Raw genomic sequence first — 25,362 nt, 5'->3', positions numbered from 1 at the left:
GATGAAACATATATTTAACTATACAAAGCTTATTTGCGGTGTATGCGTAGCAGGAAGTTTGCTTTTTGCCTCTTGCACGGATCACTTTAAGGACTGGAACATTAATCCCAATGAAGTTACCTCCGAACAGATGGAATATGACAACCTGAATACGGGCGCCTATTTCACTCAAATGGAGAAAGGCGTATTTATCGTAGGTAAAGGGGCCGATGGCATAGGATTGGGTGGACGGTATCAGGTCACGGAAATGCTGACGGGCGATATTTTTGCCAGTTATATTGCCAATATTAATACTTATAGTTATACCACGTATCATAACGACCATTATGCGCTCTATCGCGACTGGTATAACGCTCCTTTCAACGACGCCTATACTAACGTGATGCAACCTTGGAAGTCCATCGTTGACAATACCGATGAGACCTCTCCGGCAAGGGCTATGGCTACCATTGTGAAAGTCCTCGGCATGAGCCGTATTACCGATATGTACGGGCCGATACCTTATACTCGGTTTGGTTCTGCTATTCAGGTGCCTTATGATAGCCAAAAGGACGTGTACTACCGGTTCTTCGAGGAATTGGACGATGCGATCGATGTATTGACGGATTATAATAGCAGCAATTCCGCCAAATATATGGAGCAATACGACTATATCTATAATGGTAATGTGGCTAAATGGATTAAGTTTGCCAACACGCTTCGTCTTCGTTTGGCTATGCGCATTTCTTTTGTCGACCAGCCTAAGGCCGAAACCGAAGCTGCTGCCGCTATTAATCATAGCAATGGGTTGATAACCACAATCGACGATTCGGCTATTTTGCACCAGATGACCTCTTTTTCATTCACCAATCCTTTGTGGGAAGTGAGCGAAAGTTTTCAGGATATGCGTATGGGTGCTACGATGGATTGTTATCTGAACGGTTATAATGATCCTCGTCTTTCAAGGTATTTCTGTCCGGCAGCCAACGATGGAAATTATCATGGTGTGCGAAACGGGCTTACGAATATATCCAAAGATACCTATAAAGGTGCGGCTTCGGGCTTAAACTTCAATGAAAACGATGATATGCAATGGATGGATGTGGCTGAAGCTTATTTCCTTTTGACGGAAGCGAAGTTACGGCTCAACTTGGGAACGGAAACGGTACAAAGTTATTATGAACAGGGTGTCCGGGCTTCTTTCTCATCTAAAGGCGCTTCAGGTGTCGATGCCTACATCGCCAATCAAGAGAGTTTACCGCTTACTACCTATACCGATCCTGTTACGAACCGGGGAACAAACGTGAACAGCTTTATTTCTCAACTTCCCGTAGCCTGGGATGAAGGCGCTACTCTCGAGAAGAAGTTAGAACGCATCATGATTCAGAAGTGGATTGCTTTGTATCCTGACGGACAGGAGGCTTGGAGCGAGATGCGCCGTACCGGTTACCCCGGGTTTGTGAGAATCAGTTCTTACTCATACACCACAGAGGTGGCGAGTAATGAGATGATCAGCCGCTTGAAGTTTCCGACGACGGAATATTCCGACAACAGTGAAAATACACAAGCCGCCGTATCATTATTAGGGGGGAATGGCGATACTGCCGGAACAAGACTATGGTGGGATGTAAGACGATAACAATATGTTTAATATCTATAAATAAATAATCTGATTATGAATACAATCAAATATCTATTAACTCTTGTAGCGATAGGAGTGTTCGCAACTTCGTGCGATACAAATATTGAATCGGAGGATATTCAGAACCCGTATACCTACAGCGATTTATATTATGAGAACTTGCGTGCTTACAAAGCCAGCGATCACCCGATTTCTTTCGGCTGGTTTGCCCAATATGGCGCACAGAATTCGATGGGCGTACGTTTCATGGGTTTGCCGGATAGTCTCGATATCTGTTCTCTGTGGGGTGGTATTCCGGCAAAGGAAAACACGGCCATTTGGGAAGAAATCCGTTTCGTGCAGAAAGTAAAAGGAACCAAAATGTTTGTGGTAGCCATCACTCGTATTGATGCCGAAACAGACGAGCATGCTTTCAAACAAGCGTACAATGAGGCGCGTCAAATGGAGAACGGAGAAGAAAAGGATGCAGCTATCCTTAAAGCGATTGAGATGTATGCCGAATATTTTTTAGATCAAGTGTTTGAAAACGATCTGGATGGATTCGATGCTGATTACGAACCGGAAGGAGACTTCTTGAGTGGCCGCTATTTCATCCATTTTATGCAGCATTTGGCAAAATATATGGGGCCGAATCCCGATATCACGAAGGAGGAGCGGTTGAAACTTATCCAGGAGCGTTATGGGAAAGAGGTGACCGATACCGATAAGATGCTTTGCGTAGACGGCGGAGCTCCAAATCAATTGATTGATATCTGTAATTACTATTTCCAGCAAACATACGGAGGTTCTCCTGGCAACGATGGTGGTTGGCCCAGTGAAAAGGTAGTCTATTGCGCTAACGTGGGGGATAATTGGCAAAGTGCCAACGTGGGCGGACTTTATGACTATGCGCGTTACAAACCTTCTAAAGGTAAGAAAGGCGGCTTTGGCGCTTTTTTCATCCATCGCGATTACAACGTACATGAAAGTAATCCGTATCCGTACAAGCGTTTTCGGGAATGCATCCAAATTCAGAATCCGGCGATTCATTAATTAATCACTTTAATGAAAGAAATAAATATGAAGAATATAAAAAATATATTTTATGCAGGTCTGCTGGTTCTCGGCATTATAAGCTTTGCAGCTTGTAGTGATGAAGAGACATACGATTTCCCCGGCGATCCATACAACCGAGTATATATCCCTGATAATTCAGGCTCTTACAAGATTATTCAAACACCTATAAGCTCTATCAGTAATCTCGAATTCGAAACGATCTTAAAGTGCACTCAGAAAGCTTCTGAAAATATCAAGGCTACGGTGGAGGTTGACAATTCATTGATTGCCGCTTATAACGAAGAGCATGGTACTCATTACGAAGCAATACCGGCAGCGGCACTCGTGATAGAGAATGCTGTTATGAATATCCCCGCGGGAGCTATGGCTACTACAGATACGCTTCGTATCACTACTACCGAAAAGGCAGAGGTCGTTTCGACCCTTAGAAGTCAGAATGGATATCTTATTCCTCTGCGTCTTACTACGATAGAGGGTGGAGCTTCTCAACCGAGTACGAATTTCTTTTCCACTTATCTGATTGTTACCGTCACGGAAGATAATGTGAATCATGATGCCGTTGAGGAAGACATTACCGGTACTTTGGTCGCAGATCAAAGTGGATGGTCGGCAACCACCAATGGAACAGTGAGTACATGGGGTAATCCGATTGAAACTCTTTTTGATGGGGATATGGCGACTTATTGTACCATTAATAATAACTCAGAAGATATCAATTTAGACATCAATATGGGTAAACCCTATACATTTGATGCGATTACGCTCTATTATGGATATTCTTATCCCGGTTGGGGAAGTTATGAATATGGCTCCTTGTTCGGTGGAATGACCATATATACCAGTAATGATGGTACGACGTGGCAATCGGTAGGTGAGATAACCGGTGGTGCTTCAAAGTTCTGTGTTTTTTATGCCCCTATTACAACTCAATACATCCGGTTTGTTAAGCCCAGAACAGCTCTATATGGTGGTATATTTAATATTTATGCAAAATAATTTTAGAAGAATATGAAGAAATATATATTATTCCCTTTATTTACTTTGCTGCTTTGTATGACAGGCTGCAAAGAAGGACCTGACTTTGGCGATGCAATCTATATGACGGGCACGTTGACCTCGTCCAACATTCGCTTTTTGGTAGACGGGCAGTCGAGTATGGGTCTTACGGTGACTTCAAGCATGAAGACCGAAAGTGATGTTAAGATTAGTTTGAAACCGGCGCCGGAACTTCTGGATGCATTTAATGCCTCTACCGGCCGGAACTGTCAGTTGCCCCCATCCGGTAGTTATTCGATAGAGGGTTCTGAGGTCGTCATCAATACGGGGAAGTCTCAGTCCTCGCAAATTAAAGTAAGCGCTGACTCCGAAAAGTTACAAGAAGGAGTGGCTTACTGTCTTCCGGTATCCATCACATCTGTAGAAGGAGGCGATCTGCGAGTGTTGCAAAATTCGCGCACGGCGTATGTTCTGCTTACAAAGGTTGTGAATGTAAAAGCCGCTTATCTGGCTAAGAGGGGATGCTTCGATATCCCTTCGTTCGGAGAAGAAGACAGCCCCGTAAAGGCGCTGGGGCAAATGACGCTTGAAATGAAAGTGCTTCCTAAATCTTTTTCGGGTATCAGTTCGTTGTGCGGTTGTGAAGAAAACTTCCTCTTCCGTTTTGGTGACGGTGCCGGTAATCCCGATAATAAACTTCAATTATCGAAAGGCTCTATCGGTTCGGCTTCGCACCCTGACCGGAAAGACCATTATGAGTCTTGGGTGGATAAAGAGTTCGATACCGGTCACTGGTTGCACTTTGCGGCTGTTTATGATGGCCAATATCTCCGTGTGTATTTAGATGGAGAGCAGATTCACTTCGTCGAAACCAATAATGGAGGCACCATCAATCTGAGTATGGCTTACGACGGTCATACGTGGAACGATACGTTTGCTATCGGCCGCTCTGTAGGTCATCAACGTTTCTTCGACGGGTATGTCAGCGAGTGTAGGGTATGGAATGTAGCCCGCACGTCTGCACAGATTCAAGATGGCGTATGCTATGTCGACCCGACGAGTGAAGGGCTGATTGCTTATTGGCGCTTCGACGGAGAAACACAGGAAGACGGTAGTGTGCTCGATATGACCGGTCATGGACATAATGCGAAACCGTACGGTACGATACAATATGTCGATGGTCAAAAATGTCCTTTCTAAACATCCGTTTATAAAAGACTGATAATTAATCCCCGGTCAAATGAAGGATATCCGGGGATTAATTATATTTTCTATTTGATGAAAAAATCACCAATAAGATGAAAAAGTTTTTTAGCTACCTTGGCAATATTCGACATTGTTTGAATATTCCAAAGTAATATAAACAGATAGAATCATGTATTTAATAGGATATGATATAGGTAGTTCTTCGGTAAAAGCTTCCTTAGTGGAAGTCGAAACCGGAAAGACGGTTGCGTCGGATTTCTATCCGAAAAACGAAATGCCCATGCACGCCGAACATCCCGGTTGGGCCGAACAAGACCCCGAAATGTGGTGGAAGAATCTGAAATCGGCTCATGCCTCGGTAATGGCGCATTCAGGAATAGATAAAAAAGATATTCAAGCGATCGGCATTTCCTGGCAAATGCACGGGTTGGTGTTGGTCGATAAAAACCTCGAAGTCCTTCGCCCTTCCATCATTTGGTGCGATAGCCGAGCGGTTCGGTATGGCGAAAAAGCGTTTGAGGAAATAGGAAAGGAGAAAGTGTTATCGCATCTGCTTAATTCTCCCGGAAATTTTACGGCTTCCAAACTGGCTTGGGTAAAAGAACAAGAGCCGCATATCTATGCCCGTATTCATAAAATAATGCTCCCCGGCGATTATATCGCCATGAAATTGACCGGTGAGGTATCGATGACCATCGAAGGACTGTCGGAAGGTATCTTTTGGGATTTCAAAGAGAATAAGCTTTCGAAAGATATTCTCGATTATTTCGGATTCGAAGCTTCTTTTATTCCGGACATAAAACCCGTTTTCGCGATTCAAGGCGAAGTGACGGATTCGGCAGCCGAAGAATTGGGGTTGAATCCGGGAACGCCGGTAAGCTACCGGGCCGGTGACCAGCCTAATAATGCCGTGTCCTTAAATGTATTCAACCCGGGGGAAATTGCCTCAACCGCCGGAACGTCGGGAGTCGTTTACGGAATAATGAATAAAGTAAAGTACGATCCTTTGTCGCGGGTGAATATTTTTGCTCATGTCAATCATCGTCCCGAACAAGTGCGTTTGGGTGTTTTATTGTGTATCAACGGTACGGGCATACTCAATTCGTGGGTCAAGAATAATATGATTCCCGGTAACTTGAGTTACAACGACATGAACGTTTTGGCACAACAGTCGAAAATCGGCGCTAAAGGGATATCGGTCATTCCATTCGGAAACGGGGCGGAACGGATTTTGGAAAACCGCAATGTAGGCGCTTCTTTCCATGGAATAAACTTCAACATCCATACCCAACCCGATTTGGTGCGTGCCGTTCAGGAAGGAATTGTCTTTTCTTTTCAATACGGGATGGAGGTGATGCAGGAGATGGGAATGCCTGTCCGGGTAATACGCGCCGGAAATACCAATATGTTCCAGAGTCCAGTTTTTCGGAATACGCTCGCCTCCGTGAGCGGCGCGACCATCGAATTGTTCGATACCGACGGGGCGGCCGGCGCCGCGAAAGCCGCCGGGATAGGCGCAGGTATCTACGCTTCTCATGACGAAGCCTTTTCATCCTTAAAACGGATCATGACCATAGAACCCGAGAGTACAAATACCGCCCAATATCAGGACGCTTATGAGCGTTGGAAATCATATGCCGATTGCTAATTGCCAATTACAAATTACGAATTACAAATTACGAATTACAAATCTCAAATAATATTTAAAGATGAATGCAGAAAAAAAACAAGTGTTTTTCCCCGGGATAGGGAAAATCGAGTTCGAAGGAAAAGAAAGCCGTAATCCGCTGGCTTTTCGCTACTATGATGCGGATAAAGTTGTTTACGGCCGTAAGATGAAAGACTGGTTCAAGTTTTCCATGGCTTGGTGGCACACCCTATGCGCCGAAGGTGGCGACCCGTTTGGACCGGGAACGAAAACCTTTCCGTGGAATCAGAGCGATTCGGTATTGGAAAGAGCCAAGATGAAAATGGATGCCGGTTTTGAATTTATGCAAAAAATCGGCATCGAGTACTATTGTTTTCACGATGTCGATTTAATCGATCCCAGCGATTCAATAACCGAATACGAAGCGAATCTCAAATCCATGGTGGCTTATGCAAAAGAAAAGCAAGCCGAAACGGGAATTAAACTTTTATGGGGAACGGCAAACATTTTCGGGCATAAACGCTACATGAACGGCGCAGCTACCAATCCTGACTTTAATGTAGTGGCGCGTGCCGCCGTGCAAATTAAGAATGCGCTCGATGCTACCATCGAACTGGATGGCGAAAACTATGTTTTTTGGGGTGGACGCGAAGGATATATGTCATTGCTCAATACCGACATGAAACGGGAAAAGGAACATCTGGCGATGATGTTGACCAAAGCGCGCGATTATGCCCGTTCAAAAGGTTTTAAAGGAACGTTCCTGATTGAACCCAAACCGATGGAACCTACAAAGCATCAATATGACTACGATGCGGAAACGGTGATCGGGTTTCTTCGGGCGCACGGATTGGATAAGGATTTCAAAATCAATATTGAAGTCAATCATGCCACCTTAGCGGGACATACTTTTGAACACGAACTGCAATGCGCAGCCGATGCCGGCTTGTTAGGCTCCATCGACGCCAATCGGGGCGATTACCAAAACGGATGGGACACCGACCAGTTCCCTATCGATGCTTATGAGCTTACGCAAGCCATGATGGTTATTCTCAAAAATGGCGGATTGCAAGGCGGGGGAACGAACTTCGATGCCAAAACGCGTCGCAACTCGACCGATCCTGAAGATATCTTTATCGCGCATATCGCCGGCATGGATGCTTTTGCCCACGCTTTGGAAGCAGCGGCCGGCATACTGGAGACTTCTCCCTATCGACACATGCTTGAAGCCCGGTACGCGTCGTTCGATTCCGGCAAAGGCAAAGATTTCGAAGATGGAAAACTATCTCTGGAAGACCTTCGCAGTCATGCGCTTGACTTGAACAGGGAACCTGACCAAATCAGCGGAAAACAAGAATTGTATGAGGCGATTATCAATATGTATATTTAAAGATAGAAGAAAATCAATGAGGAGGGCTTGGAAGGTTTTCCCGGAACCTTGGGTGACGGGAGCCTTTCAAGGCAACCTCGATAAATAAATCAGATACATGGGAAAAGAATATAATTCGAGATTCATTCTATCCATTACGTTTGTTGCGACTTTGGGAGGATTGCTTTTCGGCTACGATACGGCGGTGATTTCGGGTGCGGAGAAATCCATACAAGCCTATTTTATCGAACCGTTAGGACTCAGTTCGCTCGTTCATGGCGCAACGGTATCGAGTGCATTGTTAGGCTGTATTATTGGGGGATGCATTTCAGGAATATTTTCTAACCGGCTGGGACGCAAAAAAACATTGATGATTGCCTCCGCCCTTTTTTTGATAGCCGCATTAGGCGCCGGTTACCCCGAAACGTTTTTTTTCAAGCGCGGAGAACCTTCCCTCGCACTGTTACTTACATTCAACCTCTACCGCATCGTCGGAGGAATAGGCGTCGGGTTGGTATCGGCCGTCACGCCCACCTATATTGGGGAAATCGCGCCCTCACAAATACGCGGACGTCTGGTCTCTTTCAACCAGCTTGCTATTATTCTGGGGATGTTGGTGGTTTATTTCGTCAATTGGGGAATTGCTAAAGGCGAATCCATCGAGTGGATCAATGCAATCGGTTGGCGCCGCATGCTCGCTTCGTGCGCTATTCCTGCTTCATTATTCGGGATTCTCTTATTTTTTATACCCGAAAGCCCCCGCTTCTTATGTCTTAACCATCAGGAGAACAAAGCGCTGTCGATATTGGTCAAAATCAATGGAACAAAACAACGGGCATCGGATATTTTGCAGGAGATAAGGAATACGTTAGTCGCACAAACGAATACAAGACTGTTTTCTTACGGCAAAAAAGTCATTATTATCGGTATATTCATATCCGTTTTCCAGCAATTTGTCGGTATAAATGTGGTCTTGTATTATGCGCCGCGTATTTTCGAAAGTATGGGTGCGGTGAAAGATGCTTCCATGCTTCAAACCATCATTATGGGTATCGTCAACGTCCTGTTTACCCTCATCGCCATTTTTACAGTGGATAAAGTGGGGCGCAAACCGCTTTTAATCTCCGGGTCGGTCGGAATGGCTATCGGGATGTTTGCGCTGTCGGCAATGTCACATTATGGCGTTATCAGCCTGTGGACATTGTTATTCATTATTATTTTCACCGCTTCTTTCATGATGTCATGGGGGCCGATATGCTGGGTGTTGATATCCGAAATCTTTCCGAATAAGATTAGAAGTAAAGCGGTAGCGATAGCGGTTGCCGCACAATGGATCGCCAATTATCTGATATCGTCTACATATCCGGCGTTGATGGACTTTAGCGGTACGTTGACCTACGGGTTTTACGGGATGATGGCTGTCTTGTCGGGACTGTTTGTTTGGAAATGGATTCCGGAAACGAAAGGGAAATCCCTCGAAGAGATGGAGAAGCTTTGGTAGATTTTTACAAGGATGAAAACAGCGATTAAACAACTATTGGCAACAGCATGTGTTGCGTTGATTACCATCTCTATGCGTGCGCAGACGACGGAATACGCCCGTCCGGAAGCGTTACCGTATAAAAACCCGGCTTTGTGCGTCGAAGAACGGGTGAACGACCTGCTCTCGCGCATGACGACGGAAGAGAAAATCGGCCAACTCCTTTGCCCGCTCGGCTGGGAGATGTATGAAAAACAAGGCGGCGACGTGTGGCCTTCCGCTGCATTCAAGCGGATGATAGCGGAGAAAAAGGTCGGGATGCTCTGGGCGGTATTCCGGGCCGATCCGTGGACTAAAAAGACATTATCGAACGGTTTGAATCCCGAGCTTGCTGCAAAAGCCGCAAATACTTTGCAACGTTATGCAATAGAAAATTCACGGTTGGGTATTCCTTTGTTTTTAGCCGAAGAGGCTCCCCATGGCCATATGGCAATAGGGACAACGGTTTTCCCGAGCGGAATAGGGCAGGCCTCGACCTGGAATCCCGCGCTGCTTGAACGGATGGGTGCGGCCATCTCGAAAGAAATCCGTTTGCAAGGAGGGCATATAAGTTATGGGCCGGTCATTGATATTTCTCGCGATCCGCGTTGGTCGAGGGTGGAAGAAAGTTTTGGCGAAGATCCGGTGTTGAGCGCTCGTCTGGCTGCTGCCATATCAAAAGGAAACGGAGGCGGGCAACTGAAAAAGGAGTACAGCACCATTACTACGCTGAAACATTTTATCGCCTATGGTATCCCCGAAGGAGGACATAACGGAAATTCCGCCATTGTCGGGAAAAGAGAATTGCATGAAGTTTTTCTGCCTCCATTTAAGTCGGCGATAGATGCCGGAGCTTTGTCTGTTATGACCGCTTATAATTCTATCGATGGCGTTCCCTGCACATCCAACAAAGAACTGTTGACCGGTATCCTTCATCGCGAGTGGAATTTCAAAGGATTTACCGTATCGGACCTTATAAGCATAGACGGGCTGATGGAAAACCACTCTGTAGCGGCAACCCTGACTGATGCGGCGGCATTGGCTATGAATGCGGGTGTGGAGGTAGACTTGGGTGCAAATGCTTTTGCACAATTAAAAGAGGCCGTAGAGAATCGGCAAGTGACCATTGCGACACTCGATACAGCGGTATATAGGGTATTGAAATTGAAGTTTGAGATGGGTTTGTTCGACAATCCCTATGTCGATCCGCAAAGGGCAAGACGGAATGTAAGGTCTCCGGAACATATCGCCCTTGCCCGCAGCATCGCCCAAGAGTCTATTGTTTTGTTGAAGAATAAAGATGACATATTGCCGTTGGCTAAAAATCTGAAAGTAGCCGTCATAGGGCCTAATGCCGACAATCGGTATAATATGCTGGGCGACTATACCGCTCCTCAAGACGAGGGGAATATAAAGACGGTGTTAGATGGCATACGCTCTAAACTGAAATCCTCACAGATAGAATATGTAAAAGGCTGCTCGATACGCGATACCTTGAATACGACGATAGAGGAGGCGGTAGAAGCCGTCAAACGATCGGATGTGGCAATAGTCGTCGTGGGAGGTTCGAGCGCCCGAGACTTCAAAACCGATTATCTCGAAACCGGGGCAGCCGTTGCTTCATCCCAAACACTCAGCGATATGGAAAGCGGGGAAGGCTTTGACAGGGCAACCCTTCATTTACTCGGCCAACAATTGGAGCTGTTGAAGAAGGTGAAAAATACCGGGAAACCGGTCATCGTGATTCATATTCAGGGACGGCCGTTGAATATGAATTGGGCGGATGAGCATGCCGATGCGTTGTTAACGGCATGGTATCCGGGACAGGAAGGGGGAAATGCGATTGCCGATGTGCTGTTCGGCGATTATAATCCGGCCGGGAGATTGCCCGTATCCGTCCCCAGACATGAGGGGCAATTACCGGTGTATTACAATAAAAAAAGTCCGCGTGGACACGATTATATCGAAATGTCAGCCACACCCTTATACCCTTTCGGTTACGGATTGAGTTACACCCGGTTTGAATATGCAACGATTAAAGCCGTTCAAAAGGGCAAAGATCGTTTTGAAATTTCATTCCGATTAAAAAATGAAGGGCAACGGAGTGGCGATGAGGTCGTCCAGTTATATGTAAGAGATGAGGTTGCATCTGTTGTTCAGCCGGTCAAGCAATTGAAAGACTTCAAACGCATCCATCTTCTCCCCGGCGAAGAAAAGATGGTAACGTTTCTCCTGACGGCAAATGACCTGTCGATTATTGACAACCATTTTGATAGTGTCGTGGAACCGGGAATGTTTACCGTAATGGTCGGTAGTTCGTCAGCCGACCTGAAATTAACCACTCAAATAGAAGTGAAATAAGTTTATATTGATGAAAAGAAATACTTCGCAGTCAAGCTCTCCGCTGAAATGGGTTCCTACCGTCTATTTTGCGATGGGGCTTCCTTTTGTTGTCCTGAATATGGTTTCCGTACTGATGTTCAAAGGCTTGGATATCTCCGATGCGCAGATTGCCTTTTGGACCTCGCTGATTATGCTCCCCTGGACGCTGAAACCTTTATGGAGCCCGTTTTTGGGGATGTTTAAAACAAAAAAATTCTTTGTCGTCCTCACCCAGTTTGTGACCGGTATTTGTTTCGGTTTAGTGGCTTTGTCGTTGCAGATGCCTTATTTTTTCGCAATAGCCATTGGTCTATTATTCATCATCGCTTTTAGCGGGGCCACTCATGATATTGCGACCGACGGCATCTACATGACCGAACTGGACAAGGAAGAACAAGCCAAATGGATAGGATGGCAGGGAGCCTTTTATAATCTCGCGAAAGTCGCCGCCTCCGGAGGTTTGGTTTGGCTTGCCGGTTATCTGATGGGGCATTTTGGAACGGTTTACGCCTGGATGGCGGTGATGACTCTGTGTGGCGGTATCATGCTGTTGTTGGGTTTCTATCACATCAAAAGGTTACCCAAGGGAGGTGCGGCGACAGGCGAAGCTCATTCATTCAAAGACGGGTTGACGTCGCTGTGGGATGTGATCGGCAGTTTCTTTAAAAAGAAATATATCGGGTGGTACATCGCCTTTATTATCTTGTATCGATTTGCCGAAGGCTTTGTCATGAAAATCGTCCCTCTTTTCTTAAAAGCGCCTGTTGAGCAACAGGGATTGGGACTGACAGAGCAAGAAATAGGATTGTTTTACGGGACTTTCGGCGCCATCGCTTTTATACTTGGTTCCATACTCGGGGGATATTTTATAGCTCGGGTAGGATTAAAGAAAGCGCTTTTCTTTTTGTGCTGTGCGTTTAATATCCCCTTTGCAATCTATCTTTTGTTTGCCGTCTTCCAACCCTCCGAAGGTTGGTTGATAGCTTCCGGAATCGTTTTTGAATATTTCGGGTATGGATTCGGATTTGTAGGGCTGACGCTTTTTATGATGCAGCAAATAGCGCCGGGCAAGTATCAAATGGCGCACTATGCGTTTGCCACCGGCATTATGAACCTCGGAGTGATGCTGCCCGGCATGTTGAGCGGATTCATAAGCGATGCGATCGGATATAAAAACTTCTTTCTATTCGTCCTGTTCGCTACGATACCGGCCTTTCTGGTTACTTATTTCGTGCCGTTTACGTATGATGATAAAAAGAAAAACGAATCCGTTTCGTGAAAATAAAATAATGTCAAATCAATCAATAAAAAATGTATAACTATGAGACAAACAATACCTTGGGAAGAACGCCCGGCAGACAGTCACGATGTCATGTGGCGTTATTCGAAGAATCCGATTATTAACCGGTATGATATTCCCACGTCGAACAGTATTTTCAATAGCGCCGTCGTTCCGTTCGAAGATGGATTTGCGGGTGTGTTCCGTTGCGACAACAAGGCGGTTCAGATGAATATCTTTGCAGGGTTTAGCCGGGATGGCATAAATTGGCAAATTCATCACGAACCCATCCGTTTCAAAGCAGGAAATACGGATATGATAGAGTCGGAGTATAAATACGATCCGCGTGTGACATGGATTGAAGACCGTTACTGGATTACCTGGTGCAACGGTTATCACGGGCCCACGATCGGCATCGGGTATACGTTCGATTTCAAAGAGTTCTTCCAATGCGAAAATGCTTTCCTGCCTTTTAATCGCAATGGAGTACTATTCCCGCAGAAAATAGACGGGAAATATGTCCTGTTAAGCCGTCCCAGTGATAACGGGCATACGCCATTCGGGGATATTTATATCAGTTACAGCCCGGATATGAAATATTGGGGAGAACATCGTTGTGTGATGAAGGTGACGCCTTTTGCCGAGTCGGCATGGCAATGCACAAAAATAGGCGCCGGCACTGTTCCTATCTTGACGGAAGAAGGCTGGCTGATGTTTTATCATGGCGTTATCGCTACCTGCAACGGTTTCCGTTATTCTATGGGAGCGGCTATTCTGGATAAAGACAATCCTGCAAACGTGTTGTACCGCACACGCCCTTATCTGTTGGCTCCGGCGGCTCCTTATGAATTACAGGGAGATGTGGCGAATGTCGTGTTCCCTTGTGCTGCCTTACACGATGAAGCAAGCGGGCGCATTGCTGTGTATTATGGTTGCGCCGATACTGTCGTCGGATTGACTTTCGGATATCGGAGTGAAATAATAGCCTTCTGCAAGCAGCATTCGATTTCGGACACGTCTTTTTAGAGGTGAATGTCCTTTTCGCCTTTTTACCGAACGTTTCGGATCGCACAAAAAGCATTTCGATAAGGATCGGTACTAACGGTTTATTGGATAGTTGGCGTAGGTCTCCCGTTTTTTATGATTCTTTTTTTCCGGAAGATTCTACGGAAGACTCAGTGTATGATTTTCCGCCGGCAATGTAGCCTGCGAAAAATACAATGTAAGACGTATCGAGGGCAATGTACGGGACATCGATAGCAATGAACGATTGTGAGCTGACAATGTGTCATGCGGCGATCTCAATGTACGACCCGGTGACCCCAATGTACCATTCTCTGACCTTAATGCACGATTGTGTAAAGTCATTGTGCGAGTCTCTGACCTTAATGTACGATTCTCTAAGGTCAATGTACGGATCTTTGCAGTCAATGTAGTATTGGGAGGAATAAATCTATCTCTCGTCTTTGGCGATGGCCGCCCCAAAAGGATATTTTGCCGACAATATTTCACAAAAAACATAAATAAACCACCACAAAAAACATAGATGAACGACCGCAAAAAACCTAAATGTGGAATTGCGAGACAAAATAATTCGTATCTTTGCCGCATATAATGCAATTGCTTTATGGAATATTTAGTCGTTCCTTAATAAGTCATTTATATACTGATTACCAGTAATATAATATCATAATTCTTTTGGTAAATCTGCAATTTTTTGTATCTTTGGACATAGAAACTTGCAGATTTTTATGATAAATACAACTTCCTCCTCTCGATCTCTGTTTTCATCCCCGTAAGATTTATCCCATCCATGAGCCTGATGTTCAATGCATCAGTAAAGGTAAAGAACACAAAAAATATGAATTTGGTAACAAAGTATCCATCATACGTTCTGCTACAGGCGTCATTCTCGGCGCCAGCTCTTTCCGCAACGAATACGATGGGCATACGATTCAAAAGAGCCTGGAACAGGTGTTTCGGCTGACAGGGAAAAAGATTAAGCGATTAGCCGGAGACAGGGGCTATCGTGGTAAGAAAGAGATAAACGGGACACAGATACTGATTCCTGATACGCCAAAAGCCAAAGACACATCCTATCAACGCAAGAAAAAACATCAGCTGTTTTGCAAGCGTGCAGGAATAGAACCAACCATCGGGCATCTGAAGACTGATCATCGTTTAGGGCGAAACTTCTATAAAGGCATACTTGGGGATGCTATCAATGTTTTGCTGGCTTGCAGCAGCTTATAACTTCAAAAGAGCCATGAGGGTTCTTTTGGGCTTAATCCGGAAACTGTTATTAGAGGGCGAAAAACAGAAAATCCGAGGGGTAAGACAAATGGTACCCTTCGGATTTTCTGAATGAAATATACTTTTTAAGGGTCGACTATTTAGATAATTTGTCCAAGGCTTTTTCAAGGTAATTATTGACTTTTTCCTTCTCTGAAAGCATCCGCTCGTATAATTGGTCTTTTTCCGAACAAAGTTCCACTACCTTATCCAAAGGATTAAAGGTTAAGTTTTGAGTACTGTAATCCCTGTTTTGGGAACTATGGTCATAAAAGTAATTGCTTCCTTCCAAAGAATCATCCGTCATATTCCGTATAAATTGCTCGTCGATCCCCACAACTTTGGCGTATAGTGCTATCGTCTCATCATCCAGTTCGCGACGTTTTTCCAATTGGGATACAGCTTGTTGGGTAATATTCAATTCCATGGCAATTACTTCCTGTTTAATGCCTTTGGCTTCCCTGAGTCGCTTTGCATTTTTACCTTGATGGACGCTCTTTTTATCGTTTTCCGTATTATTCATAACTAACTCAAATTGAAATTTATAACAAAGATAATAGAAAATAGAATATGAAAATAATTTAATAAGAAGTTATACAACTTGTATGCTTCTTTGTACAACACATTTTACACTTGTAAGTTTTTTGAATACGCTTGTGCGAAACATTTCAATATATGCAGGGTTTCATTGTTTTTTTTATTCATTTGCATTATTAAACGATGAGTATCTGCTAAGTAGGTCCATTTCAAAGTGAAAACATTCACTTTTGAAATCTCAAGTAAATTGAGAGGGAGTAAAGTTACAAAAAATATTTAAAACGTAAACAAAATGCGTATGAGAACATAGAAATTAAAAAGAATGAGTACTTTTGTACTGTTTAATACGGTACGAATTACATAGCGCTTTTTTTGGTCTAATTACAGAATCCGCAAAATTCAAACTAGAGACCAAAGAATGGAAGCGCCCTTAGCAATAAGGGCGTGGACATTGTTTTATTCTCTGGTAATGGCCCTTGCGGAGCCTTGTAATTAGAATAACGACAATCGTCCGCGCCTCTTTTTTATATCCGCGCAATATAATACACTTTAGAGTCCGTATGGAATAAGATTTTAGAAACCGGATTATCGGCAGTCTTATTCCTTAACCGGTAGAATACCTATTCTTCACCTGTACGATTGCCTGTCGACACAGAGGATTTCAGCTACGTGCAAACTCCCCTTACTCTTTCAGCCGGCCTTCGCCGGAATTACACGTTTAATCGAAGTTCCGCAAGGAGTTAATCCGCCTGTAGAAATGAAATAAGGTTGAAAAACGAGGAACCCTGTGAAACTTCAGCATGTATTTTTCAATAAATGCCGACAAGCATTTGCCGCTGTAGCGACTCAGATTCACTGTCGGCCTGTAAGGATACAGCATATCCTTAATACGTATTCAATTTTAATCGCATGAATAAGACATTTAAAATCATTAAATTCGTTTCTATCTTTGTGTTATTGGGCACCTTCAACAGTTTTGCCGGTAACCATGCTCCTGATACAAGAATTTCTTTGGACGTAGGACAGCAAAAAAGGCAGGTCTCCGGAATAGTGACGGACCATAAAGGCGAGGCTATCATCGGGGCCAACGTGATAGAAAAAGGTACGACAAATGGTACCGTGACCGATATTAACGGGAACTTCACATTACAGGTGGAGGGCGATGCCATACTCCACATCTCTTATATCGGCTATCAGGTACAAGACATCCCCTCTGCGGGTAAAACAAATTTTGAGGTTGTTTTACAGGAAGATTCCAAAGCGTTGGATGAAGTGGTCGTTGTGGGGTACGGGACTATGAGAAAGAAAGATTTGACAGGAGCTGTTGCTGCTGTTGACGGTAAACTTCTTGAAACAAGAAAATCTACGCACCTTACCCAGGCTTTGCAAGGAGCTCTCCCCGGGGTAACAATTACACGAAGTAGTGGCGATCCCAAAGAAGGTGCTGGAATAAATATTCGTGGAATTACATCAATTAACGAAAGCACCCCATTGGTTATTGTCGATGGGGTACCCGGCATCGGCATTAATAATATTAATGCTCGTGATGTAGAAAGTATTTCAGTCCTGAAGGATGGTGCTTCGGCTTCGATATACGGTGCCCGGGCTGCTGCCGGAGTGGTTCTCATTACAACCAAAAGGGCTAAAGAGGGAGAGTTAAATATCGGTTATGACTTTAACTATGGCTTCGAGAGACCATCAGCATTACCTGAATTTGTAGATGTTAAGCGCTGGATGGAGATTTGTAACGAAATTGCTTGGAATAAGGCAGGAAATGATGCGAATGAGTATCCAATCTATTCAAAAGATCTTATCGAAAATTACGATCAACTGAATGCAGATGACCCTGATTCATATCCGATTACCGATTGGTATAATTTAACTCTCAAGGACTATGCTCCAAAGCAGAGTCATGCCGTTCGGTTATCTTTCGGATCCGAGAAAATAAAATCAAGCGTTTCGATGATTTATGAAAAACAAGATAAATTGCCTAAAAGTCAAACAGAAACATCATACAAACGATTTTCTGTTAGAGCCAATAATGAACTGACAATTAATAAATATTGGACAGCAACAGCAGATATCTATTACAGACGGGCAATTTCAAAAGACTTTAATAATGCAGGAATGGGGGATGGTACCATTTTTACCCAACTATTTTATTATGCACCCATTTATCCGGCCGTGTGGAGTAATGGGACGCTAGCTCCGGGCCTAAGTGCTCAAAATGTCTACGGCATGTTGAATTGGAGAGGCTTCGATAATTATTGGGATGATAAGGTCGGGGGACGGATAGCAATTGATTTTAACCCGCTAAAAGGATTAAAAATATCAGCCGTTGTTGCTCCCAACATAAACAATTATAAGAGAAAAATTTATTATAAAGTGGTTCCTTATTATGAAAAAGATAATCCAAACGCGACTGCAGGAAACCTGAGATGGTCAACTTCCACCGATCTGGATGAATACAGAAACAATACGTATAACATTACGTCACAATTGCTGGCTAATTACGATAAAAAACTGGGTGAACATACTCTAAATGTTCTGGCAGGATACGAACAATATTATTATACGTATGAAAGCCTTGTCGCATCAAGCGACCAATTCGAATTAGCTGATTTTCCCTATCTGGATTTAGGTAACCCCAATTATATTACGAATAGCGGAAGCGCTACTGAAAATGCTTACCGTTCTTTCTTCGGTCGTATCTCCTATAACTTTCATAACAAATATTTTTTACAATTTAATAGCAGATATGATGGTTCTTCCCGTTTCCATCCCGACGATCGATGGGGATATTTTCCTTCATTTTCAGGAGGATGGGTGCTTACAGAGGAGCCTTTTATGCAAGATTTTTCGCCTTTTCTTAGCTTTTTAAAATTAAGGGCATCATGGGGAAGGCTTGGAAATGAACGGATAGGAGATTACCCTTATCAGTCGACTATCTCTTTCAGTAATGCTCATATCAACAAGGGAAATGATAAAGTTTCGGTAAAAACAGCAGCGCAACGGGCATTTGCAGTTGAGAATATTTCATGGGAAACAACAGAGTCCGTTAATTTAGGATTAGATATATACTTACTTAATAATAAATTATCCGTTGCAAGTGATTATTTTATAAAAAACACAAAAGATATGCTATTGAAAGTAGACGTCCCCGATTTTGCCGGATTATCCGATCCCAATCAAAATGCAGGCAAAATGAAAACGATAGGATGGGAAATCGATCTTAAATGGAATGACCATATTGGTGATTTAAAATACAGTGTTTCGGCAAATCTATCTGATTATAAATCAAAAATGATTGACTTAAAAGGAACGGAGTTTTTGGGAGAACAAGTTAAAAAGGAAGGGAGTGAATTTAACGAATGGTATGGATATAAAACAATGGGGTTGTTTCAAACCCAGGAAGACTTGGATAATTCAGCCGTTATCTCCGCCAACCAAAAAGTAGGGGATATAAAATATAGGGATATCAGTGGACCGGAAGGCTCACCCGATGGAATAATTAATTCATATGATAGAACGTTATTGGGAGGCTCTCTTCCTCGATATTTATATGGGTTGAATCTTGATATACAGTATAAAAACTTCGACTTATCTGTGATGTTTCAGGGGGTAGGTAAACAAGTCAGTAAAATGCAAGGGCTAATGTATTATGCCAAGCCCGGCGATAAAGGAAATATTCCCAAGATAATTGATGGAAAATATTGGAGCCATTACAATACAGAGGAAGAAAACCTTAACGCCAAGTACCCCCGGCTTGAAGAAACCAGCGGAAGTGCGTATACTTTCTCTGATATGTGGTTATTTGACGGGGCATATTTAAGACTGAAGAACATTACGCTAGGCTATAATTTTTCTGATAAAATTTTCCGTCAGAAGTATTTCAAGTCATTAAGGGTTTATGCATCCATTACCGATTTATTCTCTATTGATCATTATCCCAAAGGCTGGGATCCTGAAGCAAACTCTTCAACTTATCCCATTACTGCTTCGTATGTTTTTGGCATTTCTATTAACTTATAAAATTAAGATTATGAACTTAAAGACATTTATCATAACAATAGTAACTATAATATTTTTTCAGGGATGTGTAAATTTGGATTTAGATCCGCCTTCCGAGGCTTCCAGTGGTAACTGGTATCGCAATGAAACCCAATTTGAAATGTCTCTATTAGAATTATATCGAAGGACTTATTGGTATGTAGGAAGTTATTATTATGGAGACGATCTAGCAACAGATGATTTTTCATCCAGAACATATTCTTATGCTCAATCTGCAGGAACGTTAAGTGGCACCACTTCTACTGTAACAGACTTATGGACGAGAATGTACACCGGTGTTGCCTATAGTAACGAAATATTGTCGAAGATTGAACCGGCTTCTTCTCTTATTTCCCAAGTGAAGCTTATCCAATTTGAAGCAGAAGCTCGTTTTCTAAGGGCCTGCATGTATTCCACTTTAATTTCTTATTTTGGTGATGTTGTATTTTATACCGAACCACTTACGATTGAAGAAACCTATACCTTGGGCCGGACGGATAAGGCAACAATATTACAGGCAATTTATGCTGATTTTGATTTTGCCGGCGAAAATCTCCCCGAATCATATAGCAATAATGAATATTCTCGGGCGACAAAAGGTGCTGCGTTAGCAATGAAAGCCAGGATTGCCCTTTATCAGGGGGATTGGCAAACAGCCCGGGATGCAGCAAAAGCTTGTATGAATCTGGGTACTTATTCATTGCATCCAAACTATAGGGATTTATTTTTACCTGCTTCTGACAATACCGATGAAGTAATTATAAAAAGAATTTTGTCGGTAGAGTTGGGTAGTAGTTGGGACGATAATACTCCTTATTTTGTTACCCGTACCCCAGGAGGAAATGCTGTTTTTGGCATGAGTTGGGATTTGTTTTGTTCTTACCTCTGTACCGATGGCCTTCCAATCGATGAGTCTCCCTTGTTTGATCCGAAGAATCCTTTTAAAAACAGGGATCCAAGACTTGCTATGAACACCGTTGAATTTGGAACGGAATGGTTAGGTTATATATACCAACCCCATCCAGACTCCTTAAAGGTCTTGAATGTAAAGACCGGAAAATATGTAACGAATAATGATAGTAAAGGGGTTACTCAACATAGTGTGTATTCCGGCCTTATCTGGAAAAAATGGATCGACGAAACATGGACCGATGATTGGAAAGCAGATCCGGATATGTTTATTATGCGGTATGCAGATGTTCTGTTAATGTACGCTGAAGCGAAAATAGAGTTGAATGAAATCGATCAATCCGTTTTCGATGCGATGAATATGGTTCGTGCACGTGCTTATGGTGTGGACAAGTCACAAATAACAGAATATCCTGAAATTAAGATTACAGATCAAAACCGGATGAGAACAATAGTAAGGATGGAAAGACGTATGGAATTATGTTTTGAAGGACGCCGTTACATGGATCTTATTCGTTGGAGGGTGGCCGAGATAGCGTTGAATTATGCCAAGTACGGGTGGTATACATCTACCGTGATGAGAAAAATTGTTGATGATGGCTTATGGCCATTACCTGAAATACCTCAAATAGATGAAAATGGCATCCCCGATTTAACCCCTATATATGAAAAGGGATATTATAGTCTTTTAAGTGATTGGAAGTTTGACGCATCAAAGAATTATTTGTTCCCGATACCTTCAAGTGAGATATTAATCAACGGAAATTTGACGCAAAATCCGAACTATTAGCGTCGATATGTTTTGCGGAATCTCCGGAGAGAAAATTACTTTACGAAGAGAAGGCATGATGATAATAAGTCATGCCTTCCTAAATGAATAATTTTAATTCAGTTTTTACAGGTTGAAAATAACAAAAAATGAAAAATATAAGTATAAGTGAGATTTTATTTGATTACAGGAGAGTACAATGTTTTGTGCTAATGATGTTGATTATTAACTGTTCTTTAATTGCATCGCCTAAAAGTACCTCAAACAAATATATACAGGAAAGTAAAGTGAAAATAGATAAGAGAGGTGCTATAAAACCCAATAATCCTTTGATTATTTTTGCGGCTATTACAGGTAACCCTACCAAAGTGGAGGTTCAAAAATATCTGGATAATTTTAAAAGCGCTGGAATTGAGCAGCTTTTAATCTACCCGCGTTCCGGATTGGAAGTTGAATTTATGAGTGAAGAATTTCTGGATATTTGTGAATATATTATCGAATATGCGGCACAAAATGGAATGTCAATCTGGTTATACGATGAATATTATTGTCCAAGCGGTATAAGTGCCGGTCAGGTTATAAGGCAAAATGAAGATTACGCTTCAAAAAAAGTTTCAATATTTGCATCCGAATATGCTACAGGAAAAGTGATAGACAATGTTAGAAAGAAGCGTGATTATTATTGGACTGTCTCTTCAATTCCGTTATATGCTGACGTATTGAATGAAAAAGCGGTTGACAGTTTTATCGCATTAACCTATGAAAAATATTATAGCCGGTTCGGGAAATACTTCGGTAATGTCATTAAAGGTGTTTTTACCGATGAGCCAAGTCCGGGATATGCCACTTTATATCATAAGACGCGTGGAAGCTTACTTGAATTAACTTATTGGTCCGGATTGGAAGAAGAATATCATCAACATACGAACCGCGATTTCAGAAAGGATGTTGAAGCTCATTTGCACGGAGTGACACCCCCCAATTTATGGGCCGATTATTTTTATCTATTGGGAAAAAGGTTTAAATCGACCTATCTTGATAAAATCAGTACTTGGTGTAAACAACATAATGTGGTTTTAACCGGTCATTTGATGGATGAAATTACTCCTGCTGAAGCATTGAAAGCGAATGGAGACCCCCTAATGGCGATCAATTCCTTTGGAATGCCTGGAATCGATGAAATCTTCACTAAAACGACACTCAAATCAACGGAATGGGTAACGATGGGAATGATTAAAAATGCTACGAAAAAAGCAAAAGCAACGGATGCTTTGGCCGAACTTTTTTCCTTAGGACCAGCAGATATGCCTTTAGGCAAAATACGGCAAATGATATGGATAACAGCCCTTCACGGAGTAAATCATTATGTCCTGTCTGTTGCTCCGGTTGACGCCAGAGGCAATATGCAAAAACGATGGTACATGACATTCAATCCTACACAGCCTTGGTTCAAGGCTTTAAAAGAACTTGGGGAAGATGCTCAAAAAGCGTCTTTATATGCCGGGAAAGAATCCGATTACAAAATTGCGGTGCGTTATCCTCAGACATTGACGGCTTCAACTCTTTTTAATCCCGACAATGTGAAACCTGCTTTTCAACTGGCAGAATTACTCGGCAATCTATATGATTGGCAATGGAATCCGATTTTAATTGAAGAAGAAACGGAAGATGTTTCAGTTTATGAATCAGTCATATCAATTGGATTGAACGGGATTACCGAAGAAAAAACAGGGGCATTCTTTCATTCGTTTGATGAGCTTGCCGTTTGGCTGGAACAAAATATTCGCAGGGATATTAGGGTGGAGAATACAAGTGGAGGTTTAGCTGATAACATCTTATTGAAAAAATTTAAAGATAATAGCATCTGTGTGGTATCATTATCCGACAAATCACAGGGTGAATTAACTTTGAAATTAGACAATGGGGAAACTTGTATATTCGAAATGCCGGAATACGGCGTATTTACATATGAACCCGGACAAGTATCATCTATTAAAAAAAATGTACTCCCAATTTCTCCGGATGAATTAATGGAATATAAATTAACAGCCCCAAATGCAATGCGCGTATTTTTTGATGAATCGGGTAAGTGTGAGTTTTATCTCGATAAAGATATTGATAATGTTACACTGGTAGCCAGAAAATTCGGCGATGCGGTCAGCCTGTTTGGTGATACGGTTAGTCTAAAATTGGACGAAAAGGAAGTTCTTGTGATCCAATCATGTCAGCTATTGCCGGAAGAATTCAAGAATCTTTATATGGAATCCGACAAACTTACATTAAAAAAAGGCAAACATCTTTTGTCTTTGATCGATAAAAAAAGAGATTACACCTATTTGCCTTCGGCGTTCCTTTTTGGAGATTTTTCTTTAAAAAAGGACAACCAATTGGGTCAATTATCGGAAACCTTATCAATCCGTTCTTTTAAAAATCAGGGATTATTGAACTATGCCGGAGGAATAGAATTCAAAAAGACAGAAACTTTAAACGGTAAAGAATATATTTCTATCGATACAGGCGGGCTTGTTGCCGAAGTGTTTATAAACGGGCAATCAATAGGAAGAAAAGCATGGGCTCCATTTTTATGGAAGATTCCTCTAAAATATAGAAATAAAACCGTTGATTTAAGAATCCTTATTACGACATCAATTCAGCCATTATTTGGTGAATTAAAAAAGTGAAAGTAAAGATATTGCGAGACCGGTCATCCGCAGAATTCAAGAAGAGATAACTTAAGCAAAAAATGCGCTTAAAACCCACCATCGAAAAACTGAGGGTGGGGTTATCTTTCTTGGGAAAGCCGATTGTCAAACAAAAGGCAAACAATAATACGCTGGTTTTCCGGACAATGTTCCGTTGCTGCATACCGGTTGGAAGAATTGCTCGGAACCAAATTGAGAGCATTGTATCAGCGACGAAAGGTAAGCGACTTGTTTGATTTGTATAAAGCGTTAATGACTGGAAACATAGATGCTGATAAATGAATACGATGCTATCGTTTGTATATGGAGCAAAAGATATCGGATGATGAGTTTTTGGGAGAAACGAGTATGCTTAAGGACGGATGAAAATACGACCCACAGACAGCCTATCCGTTGGTGAAAGACGCTTAATAGAGAAACTTTAATTGCTTTTGTGACGTACCGACGGAGTTCTTGGAGTGCCTGTGGACAGCCTGAAGGATTAATATCCTATTTTATCGGTTTTCTCTTGCCATAATTGAAAGGCTTTCAGGGCCTCGTCACGAAGCAAAATCTCCGCCGGCAGTTTTCGTTCCGACAGCGGCAGTGCGAGTTCATCATAAATAAACGAATCGTCGAAGTCGATCTGCTTGGCATCGTCCTTATTGTTGGCGAAGTACATCTTGTCGAGGCGCGCCCAATAGATGGCGCCCAGGCACATCGGGCACGGTTCGCACGACGTATAAATTTCGCAGCCGCTCAAGTCGAAGGTATCGAGTTTCTCGCAGGCGGCGCGTATGGCGCTCACCTCGGCGTGAGCCGTAGGGTCGTGATTGGCCGTTACACGGTTTACCCCCGTGGCGATGATGTGTCCGTCTTTGGCGATGACCGCCCCGAAAGGTCCCCCGCCGTTTGCCACGTTTTCGATGGAAAGCGCGATGGCTTTCCGCATCAATTCTTCTTCATTCATCGGAATATTATTTTCTGTTTTGGCTGCCTCTTTCTCCGATTGAGGGCCGCAAGCCGCGACCCATCCTCCCGCAACAAG

16 protein-coding genes and 1 pseudogene are annotated in these 25,362 nt (G+C 42.8%); 15 read left to right on the top strand and 2 right to left on the bottom strand.

The features are described from left to right. Position 1: 1 nt before the first annotated feature. The 11 genes and pseudogenes from ABNK31_RS11905 to ABNK31_RS11855 all read left to right on the top strand — a co-directional run. Positions 2–1,618 carry a SusD/RagB family nutrient-binding outer membrane lipoprotein gene (locus tag ABNK31_RS11905; RefSeq protein ID WP_418892729.1) on the top strand — a complete coding sequence of 539 codons (1,617 nt, stop codon included), beginning with the start codon at positions 2–4 and terminating at the stop codon, positions 1,616–1,618. A gap of 36 nt (positions 1,619–1,654) precedes the next feature. After that, positions 1,655–2,653: a glycoside hydrolase family 18 gene (locus ABNK31_RS11900; protein ID WP_418892728.1), complete on the top strand. Its 999-nt coding sequence runs from the start codon at positions 1,655–1,657 to the stop codon at positions 2,651–2,653. A gap of 12 nt (positions 2,654–2,665) precedes the next feature. Beyond that, positions 2,666–3,673, top strand: a complete 1,008-nt coding sequence (locus ABNK31_RS11895) for a BT_3987 domain-containing protein (protein ID WP_418892727.1) — start codon at positions 2,666–2,668, stop codon at positions 3,671–3,673. A 12-nt stretch (positions 3,674–3,685) separates the two neighbouring features. Next, on the top strand, positions 3,686–4,873 hold the full coding sequence (locus ABNK31_RS11890; protein ID WP_418892726.1) for a DUF1735 and LamG domain-containing protein: 1,188 nt from the start codon (positions 3,686–3,688) through the stop codon (positions 4,871–4,873). Positions 4,874–5,048: 175 nt separating this feature from the next. After that, positions 5,049–6,527: a xylulokinase gene (locus ABNK31_RS11885; RefSeq protein WP_418892725.1), complete on the top strand. Its 1,479-nt coding sequence runs from the start codon at positions 5,049–5,051 to the stop codon at positions 6,525–6,527. Between the two features lie 61 nt (positions 6,528–6,588). Further along, positions 6,589–7,917: a xylose isomerase gene (gene xylA / locus ABNK31_RS11880; RefSeq protein WP_418892724.1), complete on the top strand. Its 1,329-nt coding sequence runs from the start codon at positions 6,589–6,591 to the stop codon at positions 7,915–7,917. Positions 7,918–8,014: 97 nt separating this feature from the next. Continuing rightward, complete coding sequence (gene xylE / locus ABNK31_RS11875; protein ID WP_418892723.1) at positions 8,015–9,397, top strand: D-xylose transporter XylE; 1,383 nt, start codon at positions 8,015–8,017, stop codon at positions 9,395–9,397. Positions 9,398–9,469: 72 nt separating this feature from the next. Then, positions 9,470–11,776, top strand: a complete 2,307-nt coding sequence (locus ABNK31_RS11870; RefSeq protein ID WP_418895401.1) for a glycoside hydrolase family 3 N-terminal domain-containing protein — start codon at positions 9,470–9,472, stop codon at positions 11,774–11,776. A 10-nt stretch (positions 11,777–11,786) separates the two neighbouring features. After that, entirely contained in the window at positions 11,787–13,076 is a 1,290-nt protein-coding gene (locus tag ABNK31_RS11865) for an MFS transporter (RefSeq protein ID WP_418892722.1), read from the top strand. A gap of 42 nt (positions 13,077–13,118) precedes the next feature. Continuing rightward, a complete protein-coding gene (locus tag ABNK31_RS11860) occupies positions 13,119–14,102 on the top strand; it encodes a glycosidase (protein ID WP_418892721.1) in 984 nt (327 codons plus the stop codon). A gap of 765 nt (positions 14,103–14,867) precedes the next feature. Beyond that, positions 14,868–15,444: pseudogene (locus ABNK31_RS11855) on the top strand (transposase); the annotation flags it as partial. A 21-nt stretch (positions 15,445–15,465) separates the two neighbouring features. Here the strand turns inward: ABNK31_RS11855 and ABNK31_RS11850 are convergent. Then, entirely contained in the window at positions 15,466–15,891 is a 426-nt protein-coding gene (locus ABNK31_RS11850) for a helix-turn-helix domain-containing protein (RefSeq protein WP_418892720.1), read from the bottom strand. A 923-nt stretch (positions 15,892–16,814) separates the two neighbouring features. Here ABNK31_RS11850 and ABNK31_RS11845 point away from each other — a divergent pair. From ABNK31_RS11845 to ABNK31_RS11830, 4 genes are all read left to right on the top strand, one after another. After that, positions 16,815–19,937 (top strand): SusC/RagA family TonB-linked outer membrane protein, encoded by a 3,123-nt coding sequence (locus tag ABNK31_RS11845; RefSeq protein WP_418892719.1) that lies wholly within the window; start codon positions 16,815–16,817, stop codon positions 19,935–19,937. Between the two features lie 10 nt (positions 19,938–19,947). After that, positions 19,948–21,654 carry a RagB/SusD family nutrient uptake outer membrane protein gene (locus ABNK31_RS11840; RefSeq protein WP_418892718.1) on the top strand — a complete coding sequence of 569 codons (1,707 nt, stop codon included), beginning with the start codon at positions 19,948–19,950 and terminating at the stop codon, positions 21,652–21,654. 128 nt (positions 21,655–21,782) lie between these two features. Then, positions 21,783–24,314, top strand: coding sequence for a hypothetical protein (locus ABNK31_RS11835; protein WP_418892717.1), 2,532 nt, complete (start codon positions 21,783–21,785; stop codon positions 24,312–24,314). A 123-nt stretch (positions 24,315–24,437) separates the two neighbouring features. Then, complete coding sequence (locus tag ABNK31_RS11830; protein ID WP_418892716.1) at positions 24,438–24,617, top strand: nucleotidyl transferase AbiEii/AbiGii toxin family protein; 180 nt, start codon at positions 24,438–24,440, stop codon at positions 24,615–24,617. Positions 24,618–24,816: 199 nt separating this feature from the next. Here ABNK31_RS11830 and ABNK31_RS11825 read toward each other — a convergent pair whose 3' ends face one another. Further along, complete coding sequence (locus ABNK31_RS11825; protein WP_418895400.1) at positions 24,817–25,284, bottom strand: nucleoside deaminase; 468 nt, start codon at positions 25,282–25,284, stop codon at positions 24,817–24,819. Positions 25,285–25,362: the final 78 nt, after the last annotated feature.

This window comes from Limibacterium fermenti (assembly GCF_041902845.1).
Lineage (GTDB): Bacteria > Bacteroidota > Bacteroidia > Bacteroidales > Dysgonomonadaceae > Limibacterium > Limibacterium fermenti.
The sequence above is the reverse complement of the archived record's forward strand: the minus strand, read 5'-3'. Positions and strand labels throughout refer to the sequence as shown.

Excerpts from the sequence above, each read along its gene's own strand:
- ABNK31_RS11905 (WP_418892729.1), top strand. The coding sequence starts at position 2 with ATGAAACATATATTTAACTATACAAAGCTTATTTGCGGTGTATGCGTA.
- ABNK31_RS11900 (WP_418892728.1), top strand. The coding sequence starts at position 1,655 with ATGAATACAATCAAATATCTATTAACTCTTGTAGCGATAGGAGTGTTC.
- ABNK31_RS11895 (WP_418892727.1), top strand. The coding sequence starts at position 2,666 with ATGAAAGAAATAAATATGAAGAATATAAAAAATATATTTTATGCAGGT.
- ABNK31_RS11890 (WP_418892726.1), top strand. The coding sequence starts at position 3,686 with ATGAAGAAATATATATTATTCCCTTTATTTACTTTGCTGCTTTGTATG.
- ABNK31_RS11885 (WP_418892725.1), top strand. The coding sequence starts at position 5,049 with ATGTATTTAATAGGATATGATATAGGTAGTTCTTCGGTAAAAGCTTCC.
- xylA (WP_418892724.1), top strand. The coding sequence starts at position 6,589 with ATGAATGCAGAAAAAAAACAAGTGTTTTTCCCCGGGATAGGGAAAATC.
- xylE (WP_418892723.1), top strand. The coding sequence starts at position 8,015 with ATGGGAAAAGAATATAATTCGAGATTCATTCTATCCATTACGTTTGTT.
- ABNK31_RS11870 (WP_418895401.1), top strand. The coding sequence starts at position 9,470 with ATGCGTGCGCAGACGACGGAATACGCCCGTCCGGAAGCGTTACCGTAT.
- ABNK31_RS11865 (WP_418892722.1), top strand. The coding sequence starts at position 11,787 with ATGAAAAGAAATACTTCGCAGTCAAGCTCTCCGCTGAAATGGGTTCCT.
- ABNK31_RS11860 (WP_418892721.1), top strand. The coding sequence starts at position 13,119 with ATGAGACAAACAATACCTTGGGAAGAACGCCCGGCAGACAGTCACGAT.
- ABNK31_RS11850 (WP_418892720.1), bottom strand. The coding sequence starts at position 15,891 with ATGAATAATACGGAAAACGATAAAAAGAGCGTCCATCAAGGTAAAAAT.
- ABNK31_RS11845 (WP_418892719.1), top strand. The coding sequence starts at position 16,815 with ATGAATAAGACATTTAAAATCATTAAATTCGTTTCTATCTTTGTGTTA.
- ABNK31_RS11840 (WP_418892718.1), top strand. The coding sequence starts at position 19,948 with ATGAACTTAAAGACATTTATCATAACAATAGTAACTATAATATTTTTT.
- ABNK31_RS11835 (WP_418892717.1), top strand. The coding sequence starts at position 21,783 with ATGAAAAATATAAGTATAAGTGAGATTTTATTTGATTACAGGAGAGTA.
- ABNK31_RS11825 (WP_418895400.1), bottom strand. The coding sequence starts at position 25,284 with ATGAATGAAGAAGAATTGATGCGGAAAGCCATCGCGCTTTCCATCGAA.